A 16,126-nucleotide genomic window follows, 5' to 3' on the forward strand; every position below is an offset into this window, starting at 1 on the left:
GGCGTGGCCCCCTTCCAAGACGTATTTCTGCGGTCTCAGATGCTGTCTTCGATCCAGCTCTGGAGTGCGGCCTTGGGGGCAGCGCCAGCGCGGTTCGAGACGACCTGCCCATCCTTGAATATGAAGAGCGCGGGAATGCCGCGCACGCCCATGGCGACGGCGGAATTCGGATTGCTGTCCACATCGACTTTGACAATCTTGACCTTGCCGGACAGTTCGCTAGACAGCTCTTCTAGAACCGGACCGATCTGTTTGCACGGGCCGCACCATTCGGCCCAGAAATCCACCACGACGGGGATGTTGGAATTCTTGACTTCGGCGTCGAATGTGGCGTCGGTGACGGCAACGGTGGCCATTTCATTTCTCCTAGCGGTCAGGGTTTCGAGCCTGAACCTATGTAGCCGGACCGGGCGCGTCAAGCGATGGTGGTGGATTCCAGCGCCGCAGTCACAAGATCGTGGGGTAAGGACATGAGCGTCGCGGTGCGGGTCCAGAGAATTGCGGTCTCGATACGGTGGTCAGGGTAAAGCTGTGCGAGCGCATGCGCATAGGCGCCCATCTGGCGCAAGAGGGCATCGGGACAGTCGGTGGCGGTTTCGGGTACAAGCGCGTTGGTCTTGAAATCGACGGCAAGGATGCGCGTCTCTTCGATGATCAGACGGTCCATGATGCCATGGATGCGCCGCCCCTGAAGCGGGCCAAGGTTGGCGGTAATCGCCACCTCGGTCAGGGCATCCGGGGTAAAGAGGGCCATCAGGCTGGGCCGCGTCAGCACCTTGTCCGCCTCGGCAAGAAGGAGTGCGAGTTCCTCGCCAGTGGCGGCATCGCTGCCGTTGGAGAGGAGCCGCGCGGCGGTGGCGGGCCAGTCGGAGGCAGGCACGGTGGGCAGGAATTCAAGCAGGCGGTGAATCTGGCGACCGCGCCGCTTGGCGGCCTCTTCATCCAGCCCGCGTTCGCCGGGCAGCGCCTTGGCCCCGCCAAGATCGGAGGGGCTGAGCGTTTTGAGGCGCACAGGCATCAGCGCGGGGCGCTGAAAGAGCGGATCGAGAGCGAGTGTCAGAGGCGGCGCGGAGGGCGTCGATTTCGTCTCTGTTTCGGCCCAAGTGCAATGATCGAGACGCAAGCCGGGGCCATGGGCAAAGCTGTGGGGCTGCGCACCTGCCGCCGCCATCCCGCGTTTCACCTTGTCATACCACGTGTCGCCCTGCTTGCCCAAATCGCCATGGGCGGCGACGATGAGCCAAGTTTCGGCCCGGGTCATAGCGACATAGAGCAGGCGGTCACGTTCCGCGAGCAGCGCGCAGCGTTCGGCCTCAATCGCTTCGGCCAAGGTGGGTGGCATGTCGTCGGCGCGCCCGGTCCAGAGCGCATGGCCGCTTTGCGTCACGATCTGCGGTGTGTTCGGCATGCGCCATGTGCCGCATTCAGGCAGGATCACCACGGGCGCCTCCAGCCCCTTGGAGCCATGCACGGTCATCACGCGGATGCGGTTGCCGGCGCTGTCGAGTTGGCGCTTGATCTCGAGATCGTCGGTTTCCATCCAGACGAGAAAGCCGGTGAGGCTATCGACCGCGCGGCTCTCATAGGCCATCGCCTGCGCCAAAAGCGCGTCAATGCCATCCTCGGCCTCGGTCCCCAGACGGGCGAGCAAACGACGGCGGCCATCGTGGCGGGTCAGGATACGCTCGATCAGGTCATAGGGGCGAAGGAAATCGGCGTTGTCGAGCAGGTCGCGCAGGATCGCCATCGTCTCGGGATACTCGGCCTCGCGGGCGCGGAACTCCTCCCAGAGATAGGGATGGTTGCGCCCTTGGGCGAGATTGTAAAGCTGCGCCTCGGACCAGCCAAAGAGCGGCGAGCGCAGGGCAGTGGCGAGCGCCAGACTATCCTCCGGCGTGGCGAGAAAGGACAAGAGCGCCTCAAGATCGCGCACGGCAAGCTCTGCCCCGACCTTGAGCCGATCAGCCCCGGCGATGGGCAGGCCCTGCGCCTTGCACTCGCGGATGATCTCGTGAAAGAGCGCGGAGCGACGACGCACGAGGATCAGGAAATCACCCGGTTGCACGGCGCGAAATCCGCTGGGCGATTTCGGGTCGGGGATCGCCTGTCGCGCGGCGATCATGTCGCGCATGGCGGCCGCCACCTGCCGCGCCAAAAGGATCGCGGGATCGTTGGTGGCGCGGATGTCAACGGGCATGTGCCAGGCGGGTGGTTCATCCTCTTCCGGTTTTTCGACCAAAGGCCAGAGATCGACCCGGCCGGGTAGCGTGTCAAAAAAGGCTTTGTGACCCTCTTCCGGCGTAAAACCGCTCTCGCTGCTCTGATCAAAGCAGCAATCGACGGTGGTCAGGATGGCCCGCGACGAGCGAAAGGAATAGGCCAGCACGCGCGATTGCAAGGGGCGGTTGGTGGCCCCCAGACGCAGGCCAAACTCCTGCTGCATGCGGTCGAATTCGCGCGGATCGGCCCCCTGAAAGGAATAGATCGATTGTTTCTTGTCGCCCACGACAAAGATGGTGCGGGCCACATCGGCGCGCGCACCCTCGCCACTGGTGAATTCCTGCGCCAGACGTTCGATTACCTGCCATTGCACCGGGCTGGTGTCCTGCGCCTCGTCCACGAGAATGTGGTCGATGCCGCCATCAAGCCGGTAGAGCACCCAAGCCGCAACCGCCGGATCGGTCAGAAGATCACGGGCGCGCAGGATCAGGTCGTCGAAATCAAGGAGGCCGCGCAACTGCTTGGCGCGCTCATAGGCAGGCAGAAAGGCGCGGGCGAACTCATGCAAGGCGCGGGTTTTCTGCATGGCGAGGAGAGCAAGGCGCGCGGGGCGCGTCTCCTCGACGCGCAGCATCCATTGCTCGATCTGCGGCATCGCATGGGCGAGGGTGCCTTGGGTCGCCTTGGTTGGGAAAGAGCCTAACTTGGCGGAAAAGGGGGATTTCGCCCCCTTGCCAGTGAGAAAGACATCCTCCAAAAGCGGCAGCGCGCCGGTGTCGAGCGCGCCAATTCGCGCTAGTTTGGCGGCAGCCTTGACGTCATTGGCGGACCCGGCCTGAAGAGCAGGCAGGAGGTGATCAAGAAGCGCCTGTTCGTTGCCCAAAAACACCCGGTCGCGGATCATTTCAGGGCTGAGGCCCTCGGGCTGATCAAAGAGGGCGGCGAGGTCGGCACGGCTCAGCGGTTGCGCGAAACCGGTGCGGTGGCGCACGATCTCGGCCGTCAGTTTTTCCAGAGTTTCGCCGGAATAGTGTCTGGCAAGCGCATAAAACGTGGATGCGTGTGGTCCGGCAGCCAGCTCTTCGACAATCTCGGCGCGCAGGAGGGTGGCGGTGCGATCCTCCATTTCTGTGAATTGCGGTGTGACGCCCGCCTCGAGCGGAAAGCGGCGCAAGAGCGAGGCGCAAAAGGAGTGGATTGTCTGGATTTTCAGCCCACCCGGCGCCTCGATCGCGCGGGCAAAGAGGCGGCGCGCCTCGCGCAGGGTCTGATCCGTGATCGCGCCCTCATGGCCCAAGAGGTCCAATTCCTGCTTGAGCGCGTCATCGGCCAACATCGCCCAAGCGCCAAGGCGGCGAAAGAGGCGGTTTTGCATCTCACTTGCCGCGGCCTTGGTATAGGTGAGGCAGAGGATATGCTGTGGGTCGACCCCGTCGAGCAAGAGCCGCGCCACGCGGTCGGTCAAAACGCGTGTCTTGCCCGAGCCCGCATTGGCCGAGAGCCATGTCGAAAGGTCGGGACGCGCGGCCTCGACCTGCGCCTGAGTTGCGGCGTCACGGGCGGTCATTGGCCCACCTTGGTCACGTGCGGGGTGTCGGTCATTTCCCATTCGCCATAGCGCGCCAGTTGGTCGTAATCGCCATCATCCTCGGCCATGCGCGGGGCGCGGCGGGCAGTATAGCCCATATCAGGGTCGAAATAGGCCGACATCAGCGCGTGAAACTCGGACCAGATTTTCTCCGGCGGCTCTGCGTCAAGCGGCGCGTCCAGCTCTTTGGGATCGCTGCCCAACCCGATGAACACCGCGCGGGCCACGCGGCTGGGCCCCATATCGGCAAAACCTGCGCGGGTGGCAATCGCGGCCTCAAGCAGCAATTGCTTGTCGAAACGGGTCTGTTCCTTGGCAGAAGGGCGCGCGCCGGTCTTGTAGTCATAGATATGGACCTGCCCCAGATCATCGAGATCGAGCCGATCCGCCTTGGCCGAGAGGGTAAAGCCCAGATCGGGCAAGGTGGCGCGGCCCTTGGCCTCGAACGCGACGGGATGCGCACGCGCGCGGCGGGCGAATTCCGTCTCGATGAACCAGTCGGCTGCACGTTCCAGACGCGCCAGCCAGAGGGCACGCGCCTCGGCCCAAGGGACGTTTTGGGCTAGAACAGTCTCTGCATGCTGCATCAATGTAGCGTGAGTACAGTGTGCGGGATGCTCCAGTGTTTCGCGAATGAAGCCTTCGAGGATTTCGTGCAGCACCGTGCCGCGTAAGAGCGCATCTGGCGCGCGCATCAGCGGATCGAGCGGGCGCAGCTTGAGGATATGCCGGGCGTAAATGGCGTAAGGATCGCGGATGAGCCGCTTGATTTCCGTCACGGTCAGGTGATCAGGGCGCACGGCAACGGGGGGCGCGGGTGCCGGACGTGTGGCACGGGGCACCTCGCCTGGTTCCTCCAGTGCCGTGGCGCGGTCGAGCCAGAGGCGGCCTCGGGCGCGCATAGAATCAATCGCCGCCTGCCCGCCCTGATCCGGCAGGCCAGAGAGCAAGTTCAGAATACGGTTGAGCCAGCGCGAGACCACGGTTTCGGCATCCGCAGAGCGCACGGACCGGGTGAGCCAGACCTCGGGCGCGGCAATCGCCTGTTGGAAATCATGCGCCGAGAGGCCCATGCGCCGTTCGGGCAGCAAGAGACCCACCTGATGGCGCAGCGCGCGGTTGAGCCATGGGTCGGGCTTGGGGGATTCGGGCCAACTGCCCTCATTCAGCCCGGCGAGGATCAAGAGATCGGCCCCCTGAACGCGCGCCTCAAGCGTGCCCCAGATGAGGATCTGGGGGTGGGGATCGACCGGATTGCGTACCTCGCGGGCGCTCAGGATCTTGTGAAACAGGCTGGAATAGTCACTGGCGCTGAGCGCGCCTGCGTGATGGGCCTCGGTTTTCAACTCGGTCACCGCCTTTTGCGCCTCTTGGCCCGCATCCTTGAGCCATAGTGTGCCAGAGCCTGTGCCATGGCAGCCTTGGGCGATCTTTTCGGCCAGGTCCAGATGCACCGCGACACTGGTTTCCAGCGGCATTTCGCCGGAATAGTCCCTGTTCACAAAGCAATCACAGAGCCAGTTCACCCAATCGGGGGCGAGCGTATCCTTTTGCCCCGCACCCCAAGCGCGCAGGCTTTCGTCCGTTGGATAGGGCGGACCATTGCGGCGCAGGTGCAATTCCAACTCGCGTGTGAGGCGCAGATGCGAACCGCGCTCGGCCCCCTGATGCGCCAGCGGATGCTTGAGCAGCGTGAGGAGCGATTCGGCGCTGAGCCGGTTGCGGAAGAGATCCGCGACATGGCGCAGGAAGCGCCCCGGCGGCGAGAGGTGCAGCGGCAGACCGGCACTGTCATCGGGCAATATATCCCAGCGGTCGAGGGCTGCGGTCACTTGGCGGGTCAGCGTGCGGTCGGGGGTGATGAGGGCGGCGGTGTGCCCGTCCTCGGCCGCCTGACGCAGGCGCATGGCGATGGCCAGCGCCTCTTGTCGCTGCGATTGGGCCTCGACCAGCGTCACATCGGCCATGGCCCCGGCAATGTCCGCCAGATGCGGGCCGTCGCGCAGCCATTGATCGGTCACGGGCGCGGGGCGCAGGGCCAGCGACGCGAGCGCATTGCGCGCCGGGTTGGCGGGGGGCGTATCGGACCATGGGCGAATGTCCGAAGGCGTGATCCCGGCCCCCGCTGCCACGCGGCAAAAGCGGTATTGCGGATGATCCTCGGACAGCATCGCATCGCCCAGCGCGTCCCAGACGGAGGCGGGCATGTCAAAGTCGAAGCCGGGCAGCACCACCGCACCCTGCGGCAGGCGCGCGACCGCCTGCATGAGATGCTGCGTCGCCCCGCGCGAGCCGGTGGAGCCTGCGAGGATGACGGGATGCGTTGGCGGGGTTTCGGCCCAGAGGGCGGCCAGCCGTTCGATCACGAGCCGTTGGCGGGTTTCCACATCGGGGGCGGCACCGCCTGCCTCGAAATAATGGCGGACGATGCCGAGAAAGGATTTGATCCGCGCCCAATGGCCGGATTGGTCGCTGACATCGAGCGCCTCGATGGCGCGCGGCGAGACGCCTTCGCCGTGCATTTCATCCATCAGCCCGGCAAGGCTATCGGAAAGGTCGTAGATCGCGCTGCGCGGGGCGAGATCGGGGGCGTTGTCGAGCAGCGTGGTGATGAGTTGCACCAGTTCCAGCCTGCGGCGCAGGGGCGGTACCGGATCGGGGATATGGGCGAGATCCCACAGCTCTCCGAGATCGGTCAGAAGGCTGATGCGCGGCAAGAGGCAGGGGGGGCCTTGGTCGAACAGCTCGCGGATACGGCGAGCCATGCGGCGGGTGTTGACGATGAGCTGCACGCGCGCGAGGGTTTCGTGCGGCTGGCCTGCGTGACGCGCGCGCAGGCCCTCGACCAGAGCGCGGGGGAAATCCACGCCGGGGGGCATGCCATAGAGGCGTGGGGTGTCGGAGGGATCAAACATCAGGGGCCGCCAGCAGGGTTTCGGCAAGGGTGATGCCCTCGGGGCGACCAACATCGCACCAGTGGCCGGGGTAATCCGCGGCATAGAGCCTGCCCTTGGCCAGCATCATGTCCCAGAGGCGGTTTAGGGAAAAGACGCGCTCGGGGATCGTGTGGAGCAGGTCGGGTTTCACGATCTGAAGCCCGGAATAGACAGAGCCCGCGCCGCGTGTGGCGCGCCCGTCGGGGGCGATGTGAAAATCCCCGGCCCCGTTATGGCCCACGGCCTGTGCGCGCGGGATGCAGAGCAAGAGCGCGTCCATCTCGGCGGGGCGCCAGAGGCGTGCCAAGTGGTCGAGCGGGTTGGGGCCGCGCCAGACCGCATCGGTGTTCATGGTAAAGACCGGGCCGGGGCCAAGCAGCGGTAGAGCGGCGCGCAAGCCGCCGCCGGTTTCCAAAATCTCAGGCGTTTCGAGAGAGAAGCGGATAGCGCGTCCGGCCAGATGCTGCGCCAGTTGATCAGGCAGATAGTGCAGGTTTGCCACCACCGGTGCCGCGCCATGCGTCGTGACCAGATCGAGCGCGTGGTCGATGAGCGGGCGACCTGCCACCTCGATCAGCGGTTTGGGACGGGTCGCGGTGAGCGCGCCCATGCGCGTGCCAAACCCGGCGGCAAAGAGCATCAGCGGTAGGCTCATGGCGCGCGTTGCGCGCGCAGGCGCTCTCTGATGGCCGCAGTTGGCGCAGGCAGGGCAGCGCGCAAGATTTCCGCGACCGGGGCCAGCGCCAGGTGATCCAGATCCCGCTGCAGATGATCCCAGACGCGCGGCATGAGGTCGATATAATGCGCCTTGCCATCGCGCAGGCAGAGCCGGGCAAAGACACCGAGGATACGCAGATTGCGCTGCGCGCCGAGACAATGATAGGCGGCCTCGAAGGCGGTCTGGTCGGTGCCGGTCGCAGCACAATAGCGGGAGATCATCGCGGTCTCGATACTGTGGGGCACATCACGGCGGGCGTCTTGCAGCACCGAAACCAGATCATAGGCGCGGTGGCCGGTCATGGCATCCTGAAAATCGAGGAGGCCGACACGGGCCGCGCCAATGCGCCCAGGCAGCCAGAGCAGGTTTTCGGCGTGATAATCGCGCAGGACGAGGACATCAGTGGTTCCGGCATACTGGCGCAAGAGGCTGTGCAGCGCGGCGAGCGCCTCGGCCCGCTGCGGGCTGTTTTCACCCGTAGCGCCAGTGAGATACCAATCAAAGGCGAGGGCCGCCATTTCGGTCATGGTATCGGGGCCGTATGGTGAGAGACCCTCAGGCGGGGGGGCGCGGTGCAATTCGGTCAGCACATCGGTGGCAGCGGCATATAGCTGTTGCTCCATTTGTGGTGCAACCGGGATGACGCGGGCAAAGAGTGCGTCGCCCAGATCCTCAAGGATCAAAAAACCCCGCGCCTCATCCCGTGCAAAGACCTGCGGGGCGCTGAGGCCGAGGCCGGTGAGATAACCGGCAATGTGCAGGAAGGGGCGCACATCCTCGCCACGTTCGGGTGGTGCATCCATCAGCACGGCACGCGCGCCGGTGTCGCGCCGAAGCCGCAGATAGCGCCGGTTAGAGGCATCGCCTGCCAAAGGGGAAAGTGCCGCATCGGCCCAATCAGTCCCTGAGAGAAAACCCTGCATCAGGGCAGTGCGGTCAGTCATTCAATAGCCCCTCTAGTCGCTGTTCCCACCTGTCATCCTGCCACGTCAACCGCAAGAGGCGGCGATCCTCCGCGCCGGGGTCTGTCAATGGGTCGAAATGCAGCCAGAGGGCATCAATCGGGGTCAGATCCCCGAGACGGTCGGGCCATTCTATCAGGCAAATGGCGTCGGAAAACGCCTCTGTCAGGCCGAGTTCGACAAGCTCAATTGCGTCGCTCAAGCGGTATAGGTCGGCGTGCCAGATGTCGGCCGTCCGCCCCGGATAGGTCTGGACAAGCGTGTAGGTGGGCGAGGGCACATCCTCGGGGGTGATCAGCAGGGACTGGATCAGGCAGCGGGCGAAATGGGTCTTGCCCGCGCCCACGCCGCCCGAGAGCAGGACCGTATCGCCGGGTCTGAGCCGGGGTGCTAGGCCTTGGGCCAAGGCGCAGGTCGCATCGGGGCTGGCGAGGGGGATGAGTGCGCTGTGATCGGACATGCTCCGACACTACACACGCCGCGTTCGCCCGCAACCCGGATCAGCGTGCGGGCAGGCCAACAGGGTCTGTTGATGTGCTTTCCCGGCTCTTGAGGCAGAGCATGAACTGGCCTCGACCAAGCGGCACCACCCGCACGTCCGCCCCCTTTTGCCCCGGTGGGCCGGCGCTGTCGTGGAGAGTTGCAGCGAGACGCCGCGTCGTGATGCGATCCTCTATCTCCGGCCAGAGGCCGGGATCGGGATAGCGTGCGTTGCACGCGGTGATCACGTCATGCAGCCTCATCTCGGCAAAGGTGACATCCGGGTCGATCCCCAGCATCTCGCCAAATGGGGTGTTGCAGAAGAGAAGACGACCATCCTGCGCGAGCACGGCGATCCCGTCCTCCAGCCGGTCGATGACGGATCGGTGCAGGTCCATCTGGAGCCTGTGACGCCGGGTGGCCGAGACCTCGAGCGAGATATCCTCGATCAGAAAGGCCACGGCGCCATCAGGATGGGGCCGCCCGGTAACGCGGTAGGTCTGGCCCGAGGGCAGGGTCCAGACCTCGTGATAGAGACCGCCCGTGGCGCTCTTGACCATATCGGCGATCTGGCCGCGCCAGCTTGCGTAGTTTTTGGGTTCGGGCATCACCATCCGGTCGCGCAAGGCGTCGAAAAAGCCAAAGAGACTCGGCCGCGCGCTGAGAAATTCAGGCGAGAGACCTGTGAGATCGGTCAGCGCGGGGTTGAAAACCGCCAATGTCTTGGCCCGGTCGAACACCACCAGCCCGGCAGTCAGATCAGCAAAGGTCTTGCTGAGCGTCTGGACAAAATCGCGTTGCGCTGTTTCTGCCCGGATCAGGCGTGTGATGTCGAACGCATAATGAATGGTGCCGGACTCTGTGCGGGTCACATGCAGATCATACCATTGATCCGCCGATCCCGCTTCGCCCGTCAGGGTCAGCCGTGTCCGCAGGGTGTCACCGATGTCAGGCAGATCATCGGGAGGTCCAGTAAGGCGCGCGGCGTGTCGAGGTGCGATAGTGCGTGCGCGGTCATTCTGCCAGATCACGGTGCCGCCTGCGTCCATGATCCAGACGGGGAGCGGCGCGCTCTGCGCGGCGAGGGATTGGGATTGAAGATCGTGGTGGTGACAGGCCTGAGCGTGGCGGGCGGCGGCATCGGCGGGCGCATCGTCCCGCAGCACAGCGCGCACTGACTCGTTCTGACGGGAGAGATGGAGGTGCGCCGTGCCGTCCGACAGCAACCGAAGGCTCTCCCCGTCGGTCAGATCCTCATACCCGTGCGGCAAACTCCCAAAGCGAACGCCCATCCACCTGCGGAACCGCGCCCAATCGTTCTCTTCCTCCCGCGCGTCGGGAAGGAGCAGGTTCGCAGCGTCGTGATCGACCAAGATCCCGCCCCGAAAGAGAAACACTGTCTCTTGCTTTCCAGTTTCATCAGCGGCGGCGGTGGTCGCGGTGCGGCCCATCAGCCAGAGAGCAACCATCGAAAGCATCAGAGCCAGCGGCGCCAGAATGGCAATATCCCAAACGGTCATGTCAGACATACGCATCCCTCGCAGGCTGTTCCTGAGAGCGAACTTGGCGCAGAGTGGTTAAAGGGCGATTAACGTCAGTCGGGATCAGCCGCGAATAGGCTGGTTGACTCCCAAGGCCGGGTTGAGCGCGCCTGATGGGGCCTCGATAGCGTTGCGGGGCCATGAAACCTCGACCAATGCCCCGGTGCGCGTTGCATGGCTGACCTGCGTGCGGAACGAGTCCGAGCCGTTGGCAAAGGTGAGATCGGCGCCTGACCGCTCCAACAGGGTTTTGGCGATAAAGAGTCCCAATCCCATGCCCTCGTATTCCGGGCGCTGCGGATCGCTGGTGGGCGCACGGCGGCGGATGAAGGGATCGCCGATGCGCCCCAGCATGTCCGGCGGATAGCCGCGCCCATCGTCCATGATCCGCAGGGTGATGGCATCTTCGGTCCAGCCGCTCTCGACCCATACATTCTCGCGCGCGAAATCCACGGCGTTCTGGATCAGGTTGCGCAACCCATGGATCACCTCGGGGCGGCGCAGCACGGTGGGCTGGGTGATCAGAGCGCCTTCGCCATGATCGAAATGAATCCGTTTCCCCCGGTCGACATGCGGCTCTGCCGCCTCTTCGATGAGCGCGGTCAGGGGCGCGCTGCGCAGGTGCAGATCATCCTTGCCCACGCGACCCATGGAGCGAAGGATGTCGCGGCACCGGTCGGTTTGCTGCACGATCAAGAGCGCATCCTCGCGCAGGTCCGGGTGATCGGCCAGTTCCTCGGCCAGCTCCGCGCTGGCCAGTTTGATCGTCGCCAGCGGCGTGCCCAATTCATGCGCGGCGGCGGCCACCACGCCGCCCAGATCGGTCAGTTTCTGCTCGCGAGCGAGCGCCATTTGCGTGGCTTGCAGAGCGTCGGACATGGCGTGCATTTCCTGCACGATCCAGCGCGAATAGACCCCAAGGAAAAGGACCGCGATGACAATGGCCACCCAGTTGCCAAAGCGGAACACATCCGGCATCGCCAGAACGAACCCATCCTGAAGCCGCAGCGGCAGGTAGAACTGCATCAGGAGTGTGACGATCATGATCGCCATCGCACCCAGAAAGGCGGTCGAGCGTCCCGAGAGCGCCGAGGCCGACACCGTGACCGGCCCCACGATCAGGATCGAAAACGGATTGTGCAGCCCGCCGGTGAGATAGAGCAAGAGCCCCAGTTGCAGCATGTCGAAGAGCACGACCAGAAAGGTATCCTGCTCCGACAAGCGCTTGTTTTCGGCAAAGACGAAGGCAGCGACGAGATTGCTGGTGATGGAAACCCCGATCACCAGAAAGCAGAGGCCGATTTCCAGATCAAGGTGATAGACCCGTTCGGCGATGATCAGCGCCGTCGCCTGACCCACGATGGCCCACCAGCGCAACAGGACCAGCGTGCGCAGCCGGATCCAATTGCCACGTTCGCGGGATTTGAACAGATCAGGGGAGGGATGAGCCATATGTGCGCCTGCGTCCCATTGCATGCGGGGGAGGGGATGTTACATAGGCCGAACGTTGCACTCTGCCCGTTCGAACGCAAGGACATCCCATGACCCGCCTGATCGCCATTTCTGCCGCTGCTGTCTTGATCTTCGGTTTGGGGATCACCTATGTCATCACGATGGGCAAGACGGGCAATGACCCGTTTGCGCAATGCCGGGCGTCGAATGTGGCGGGCGGGGCTGCACAGATCGGTGGAGAGTTCACCCTTGTCAGCGAGACCGGCGAGACAGTCACAGACAAAGAGGTGATTGATCAACCCGCTCTGATCTATTTCGGCTACACCTTCTGCCCGGATGTCTGCCCCTTGGACGGGGCGCGCAACGCGGCAGCGGTCGATCTGCTGGAGGAGCGGGGCGCGATGGTCAAGCCGGTGTTCATCTCGATCGACCCAAAGCGGGACACGCCCGAGGTGATGGCTGAGTACACCGAGTATCTGCATCCCCGGATGCTGGGTCTGACGGGCAGCGAAGAACAGGTGCGCGCCGCCTCAAAGGCATATCGCACCTTCTTTCAGGCGCATAAGCCGACCGAGGGCGAGGAAGAGTTTTATTTGGTGGACCATTCCACCATGACCTACCTGTCTCTGCCTCAGCACGGCTTTGTCGAGTTTTTCCGCCGCGACGTGACCCCCGAGCAAATGGCTGATCGCGTTCAATGTTTCATTGACGCAAGCTAGAATAGCGCGTTTGTTTGACGCAGGTCATGCAGCGGGCTAGAACCTACGACAGCGTTGCGCAACAGGAGGATCGGCATGGCCGACGACATGCAGGACATCGGTGAAGACAGGTCGCTTCTGCTTGTTGACGATGACGAGGCATTTTTGAAACGTCTGGCCAAGGCCATGGAAAAGCGCGGTTTTGAGGTTGAAACCGCCGGATCGGTCGCCGCTGGGCGCGCAATTGCCACGGCACGTCCCCCCGCCTATGCGGTGTGTGACCTACGGTTGGAGGATGGCAACGGGCTCGACGTGGTCGAAGTGATCCGCGAAAAGCGGCCCGATAGCCGGATCGTGGTTCTGACGGGCTACGGCGCGATTGCGACCGCGGTGGCTGCGGTCAAGATCGGGGCCACGGATTATTTGTCCAAGCCAGCAGATGCCACCGACATAACCAACGCGCTTTTGGCGAATGGTGCGGAATTGCCGCCGCCGCCCGAGAACCCGATGAGCGCGGACCGGGTGCGTTGGGAGCATATTCAGCGGGTCTATGAGCTGTGCGATCGGAACGTGAGTGAAACCGCTCGGCGTCTGAATATGCATCGGCGTACATTGCAGCGCATCTTGGCAAAGCGATCCCCAAAGTAGGTTCTAACGATCTAAAATCTCGTTATGTTTGTATTCTGGTCACTTTGAGACAACAGACTCTATTTTTAGCTAAGATTGTTTCAGAAAAGCTCGTATTAATCCTGAAGGACTAATGTTGAGCAATTCAGAGCGGGCAGCAGGGCATAATCTTTGGGGGCATGGCAGTCATATCGGATGCGGTTGCGACGCAAACGTGCGAAAATTCGCGCGTTCCGCAAGCATTTCTCACTGACTCCGGTCATCAACCGCACCGAACGGATCAAGCCGGGCGATGTCCTTCTGTTCTCGACGATGCGCGATGAGCATATCCGCCTGCCCTATTTTCTGCGCTATTACAGAGAGCTGGGGATTTCGCATTTCCTGATCGTGGACAATGGCAGCACCGATGGCGGCGCAGAATATCTTGCGGCCCAAGAGGACGTATCGCTCTGGTCCACGAAATCGAGCTACAAGCGGTCGCGATTTGGCGTCGATTGGCTCAACTGGCTTCAGGGTAAATATGGCCATGGCCATTGGACTCTGGTGGTCGATCCCGACGAGTTCTTTATTTATCCTTTCTGCGACACGCGGCCTATTCGCGCGCTGACCGACTGGCTGGATACCTCTCAGGTGAAATCCTTTGGGGCGATGCTGCTCGATATGTATCCCAAGGGGCGGATTGACGCCGTGCCCTATCAGCCGGGACAAAACCCGATGGAGATCGCCGCGTGGTTTGATCCCGGCAATTACATCGTTGAGAAAAACAAGTTCTACGGCAATCTCTGGATTCAGGGCGGACCACGGGCGCGGGTCTTTTTCCCGGATAATCCCAAGAAGGCACCGGCGCTCAACAAGACACCTTTGGTCAAATGGGACAGGCGCTATGCCTATGAAAGCTCGACCCACATGATCTTGCCGCGCGGTCTGAACCTGACCTATGACGAATGGGGCGGGGAAAAGGCCAGCGGCATCCTGCTGCACGCCAAGTTCCTCGACACCTTTACCGTCAAGGCCGCCGAGGAGCTGACGCGCCGCCAACATTACTCGGGCAGTGTCGAATACAAAGCCTATGCCGAGATTGTGAAGGACAATCCCGAACTTTGGTGTAAATGGTCGGAAAAATATATAAACTGGCGGCAATTAGAAATTCTCGGGCTCATGTCCAAAGGAAATTGGGCATGATCACAGGGGCAGTGACTCGATGAGCGTAGGCATCATCATGCTGGTTCACACGGCCTTTGGTCGCGCCGAACAGGTGGCGCGCCATTGGGCGGCATCGGGCTGTCCGCTGGTGATCCATGTCGACAAGGCGGTGCCTCGCAAGAGCTACAATGCCTTTGTGCAGGCGCTTTCGGATATGACCGATGTGCGCTTTGCCCCACGTCATCGCTGTGAATGGGGCACTTGGGGTCTTGTCGCCGCGACGCAGGGGGCTGCGGAAATCATGCTGCGTGATTTCAAGGATGTGCGGCATGTCTATCTTGCCTCCGGTTCTTGCCTGCCCTTGCGCCCGGTGCAAGAACTGATCGACTACCTCGCAAAACGGCCCCATACCGATTTCATCGAGAGCGCAACAACGGCGGATGTGCCCTGGACCATCGGGGGATTGGATCAGGAGCGGTTCACCCTGCGCTTTCCGTTCTCATGGCGCAAGAACCGGTATCTCTTTGACAAATACGTGGCGATGCAACGGTTGGTGCGGTTCAAGCGGCGCATCCCCAACGGCATCGTGCCGCATATGGGCAGCCAGTGGTGGTGTCTGACGCGTCAGACCCTGTCGGCCATTCTCGAAGATCCGGATCGGCGGGTTTATGACCGCTATTTCTCCAAAGTCTGGATTCCGGACGAGAGCTATTTTCAGACCCTGGCACGGCAATACTCCCGTCAGATCGAGAGCAGGTCACTGACGCTGTCCAAGTTCGATTATCAGGGCAAGCCGCATATTTTCTACGACGATCACCTGCAACTCTTGCGGCGCTCCGACTGTTTTGTCGCGCGCAAGATCTGGCCTTTTGCCGACCGCCTCTACGAAGCATTCCTGACCGATCAGGCCAGTGCGATGAAGCGGACAGAACCGAATCCCGGCAAGATCGACCGCATTTTTGCCAAGGCCGTCGATCGGCGCACGCGCGGACGTCCCGGTCTCTATATGCAGAGCCGGTTTCCGGTAGAGGGGCGGGAAAATGGGCTGACCTGCGCGCCCTATTCGGTGTTCGAGGGGTTTAGCGACCTCTTTGAGAATTTCCAGCCGTGGTTGGCGCGGATGACGGGCATGCGGGTGCATGGCCATCTCTTTGCGTCTGAACGGGCCGAGTTTTCGGATGGTCAGACGGTGATGAACGGCGCGCTTTCGGACAGTGCAGCGCTGCGCGATTACAATCCGCGCGCCTTTTTGGCGAGCCTGATCTGGAACACGCGCGGCGAGCGGCAATGCTTTCAGCTTGGACCGCGCGATGTCTTTGAGGATATCGAGTGGCACATTGCGCGCGATCCGAATGCGCAGGTTTCGGTGATCTCTGGCGCTTGGGCGGTGCCGCTGTTCAAATCCAACGCCAATTTCTCGGATATTCGGCGAGAGGCTGCGGTGCTGCAAAGGATCGAGAGCAAGCATCTCGAGGTGCTGCGTTCGCAATGGATCAAGGCGCGGGTGCGGATCTGGACCATGGCCGAATTCATCGAGGCCCCGATGGAGCCATTGCAGACCATCATTGACGAGATCGGGCAGCAGAACCTACGCGGTTTGGCCGAGGTCCCGCGCATGGCGGATCTGACCGGCTTTGGCCAGTTCCTGCAAAATCTCAAGAATCAGGGCATGCATCCCTATGTGATGGGGGATTTCCCGGTTGAGCAGGGGCTGATCGAACCGCAGAGCAATCCCCGCAAACCCTATCTTGTGCGATAAGG

Annotated in this window: 12 protein-coding genes; 4 read left to right on the top strand and 8 right to left on the bottom strand. The window is 62.7% G+C overall.

Annotation, left to right across the window (positions count from 1 at the left end):
• Window positions 1-35: 35 nt before the first annotated feature.
• From trxA to regB, 8 genes are all read right to left on the bottom strand, one after another.
• Window positions 36-356 carry a thioredoxin gene (trxA, locus tag ACSSVY_RS00970; protein WP_454267500.1) on the bottom strand — a complete coding sequence of 107 codons (321 nt, stop codon included), beginning with the start codon at window positions 354-356 and terminating at the stop codon, window positions 36-38.
• A gap of 59 nt (window positions 357-415) precedes the next feature.
• Complete coding sequence (addA, locus tag ACSSVY_RS00975) at window positions 416-3,787, bottom strand: double-strand break repair helicase AddA (protein WP_454267501.1); 3,372 nt, start codon at window positions 3,785-3,787, stop codon at window positions 416-418.
• Window positions 3,784-6,723 (bottom strand): double-strand break repair protein AddB, encoded by a 2,940-nt coding sequence (gene addB, locus ACSSVY_RS00980; RefSeq protein ID WP_454267502.1) that lies wholly within the window; start codon window positions 6,721-6,723, stop codon window positions 3,784-3,786. Before addB ends, addA begins: the two co-directional genes overlap by 4 nt.
• Window positions 6,716-7,399: a nucleotidyltransferase family protein gene (locus tag ACSSVY_RS00985; RefSeq protein WP_454267503.1), complete on the bottom strand. Its 684-nt coding sequence runs from the start codon at window positions 7,397-7,399 to the stop codon at window positions 6,716-6,718. The genes addB and ACSSVY_RS00985 overlap by 8 nt, the downstream gene beginning before the upstream one ends.
• Window positions 7,396-8,406 carry an aminoglycoside phosphotransferase family protein gene (locus tag ACSSVY_RS00990; protein ID WP_454267504.1) on the bottom strand — a complete coding sequence of 337 codons (1,011 nt, stop codon included), beginning with the start codon at window positions 8,404-8,406 and terminating at the stop codon, window positions 7,396-7,398. The genes ACSSVY_RS00985 and ACSSVY_RS00990 overlap by 4 nt, the downstream gene beginning before the upstream one ends.
• On the bottom strand, window positions 8,399-8,884 hold the full coding sequence (gene tsaE / locus ACSSVY_RS00995) for a tRNA (adenosine(37)-N6)-threonylcarbamoyltransferase complex ATPase subunit type 1 TsaE (protein WP_454267505.1): 486 nt from the start codon (window positions 8,882-8,884) through the stop codon (window positions 8,399-8,401). Before tsaE ends, ACSSVY_RS00990 begins: the two co-directional genes overlap by 8 nt.
• Before the next feature lie 40 nt (window positions 8,885-8,924).
• Entirely contained in the window at window positions 8,925-10,433 is a 1,509-nt protein-coding gene (locus ACSSVY_RS01000) for a PAS-domain containing protein (RefSeq protein WP_454267506.1), read from the bottom strand.
• A 75-nt stretch (window positions 10,434-10,508) separates the two neighbouring features.
• Complete coding sequence (gene regB / locus ACSSVY_RS01005) at window positions 10,509-11,897, bottom strand: sensor histidine kinase RegB (protein WP_454267507.1); 1,389 nt, start codon at window positions 11,895-11,897, stop codon at window positions 10,509-10,511.
• Between the two features lie 89 nt (window positions 11,898-11,986).
• Here regB and ACSSVY_RS01010 point away from each other — a divergent pair, with 89 nt between their 5' ends.
• From ACSSVY_RS01010 to ACSSVY_RS01025, 4 genes are all read left to right on the top strand, one after another.
• Complete coding sequence (locus ACSSVY_RS01010) at window positions 11,987-12,616, top strand: SCO family protein (protein WP_454267508.1); 630 nt, start codon at window positions 11,987-11,989, stop codon at window positions 12,614-12,616.
• A 75-nt stretch (window positions 12,617-12,691) separates the two neighbouring features.
• Window positions 12,692-13,243 carry an ActR/PrrA/RegA family redox response regulator transcription factor gene (locus tag ACSSVY_RS01015; RefSeq protein WP_454267509.1) on the top strand — a complete coding sequence of 184 codons (552 nt, stop codon included), beginning with the start codon at window positions 12,692-12,694 and terminating at the stop codon, window positions 13,241-13,243.
• A 174-nt stretch (window positions 13,244-13,417) separates the two neighbouring features.
• On the top strand, window positions 13,418-14,404 hold the full coding sequence (locus ACSSVY_RS01020) for a glycosyltransferase family 2 protein (RefSeq protein WP_454267510.1): 987 nt from the start codon (window positions 13,418-13,420) through the stop codon (window positions 14,402-14,404).
• Window positions 14,405-14,423: 19 nt separating this feature from the next.
• On the top strand, window positions 14,424-16,124 hold the full coding sequence (locus ACSSVY_RS01025; protein WP_454267511.1) for a DUF5927 domain-containing protein: 1,701 nt from the start codon (window positions 14,424-14,426) through the stop codon (window positions 16,122-16,124).
• Window positions 16,125-16,126 lie beyond the last annotated feature (2 nt).

The sequence above is a fragment of the Roseovarius sp. MBR-51 genome (assembly GCF_053628575.1).

What these genes read in the sequence shown, in the direction of transcription:
- trxA (WP_454267500.1), bottom strand. Translation starts at nt 356, where the DNA reads ATGGCCACCGTTGCCGTCACCGACGCCACATTCGACGCCGAAGTCAAG.
- addA (WP_454267501.1), bottom strand. Translation starts at nt 3,787, where the DNA reads ATGACCGCCCGTGACGCCGCAACTCAGGCGCAGGTCGAGGCCGCGCGT.
- addB (WP_454267502.1), bottom strand. Translation starts at nt 6,723, where the DNA reads ATGTTTGATCCCTCCGACACCCCACGCCTCTATGGCATGCCCCCCGGC.
- ACSSVY_RS00985 (WP_454267503.1), bottom strand. Translation starts at nt 7,399, where the DNA reads ATGAGCCTACCGCTGATGCTCTTTGCCGCCGGGTTTGGCACGCGCATG.
- ACSSVY_RS00990 (WP_454267504.1), bottom strand. Translation starts at nt 8,406, where the DNA reads ATGACTGACCGCACTGCCCTGATGCAGGGTTTTCTCTCAGGGACTGAT.
- tsaE (WP_454267505.1), bottom strand. Translation starts at nt 8,884, where the DNA reads ATGTCCGATCACAGCGCACTCATCCCCCTCGCCAGCCCCGATGCGACC.
- ACSSVY_RS01000 (WP_454267506.1), bottom strand. Translation starts at nt 10,433, where the DNA reads ATGTCTGACATGACCGTTTGGGATATTGCCATTCTGGCGCCGCTGGCT.
- regB (WP_454267507.1), bottom strand. Translation starts at nt 11,897, where the DNA reads ATGGCTCATCCCTCCCCTGATCTGTTCAAATCCCGCGAACGTGGCAAT.
- ACSSVY_RS01010 (WP_454267508.1), top strand. Translation starts at nt 11,987, where the DNA reads ATGACCCGCCTGATCGCCATTTCTGCCGCTGCTGTCTTGATCTTCGGT.
- ACSSVY_RS01015 (WP_454267509.1), top strand. Translation starts at nt 12,692, where the DNA reads ATGGCCGACGACATGCAGGACATCGGTGAAGACAGGTCGCTTCTGCTT.
- ACSSVY_RS01020 (WP_454267510.1), top strand. Translation starts at nt 13,418, where the DNA reads ATGCGGTTGCGACGCAAACGTGCGAAAATTCGCGCGTTCCGCAAGCAT.
- ACSSVY_RS01025 (WP_454267511.1), top strand. Translation starts at nt 14,424, where the DNA reads ATGAGCGTAGGCATCATCATGCTGGTTCACACGGCCTTTGGTCGCGCC.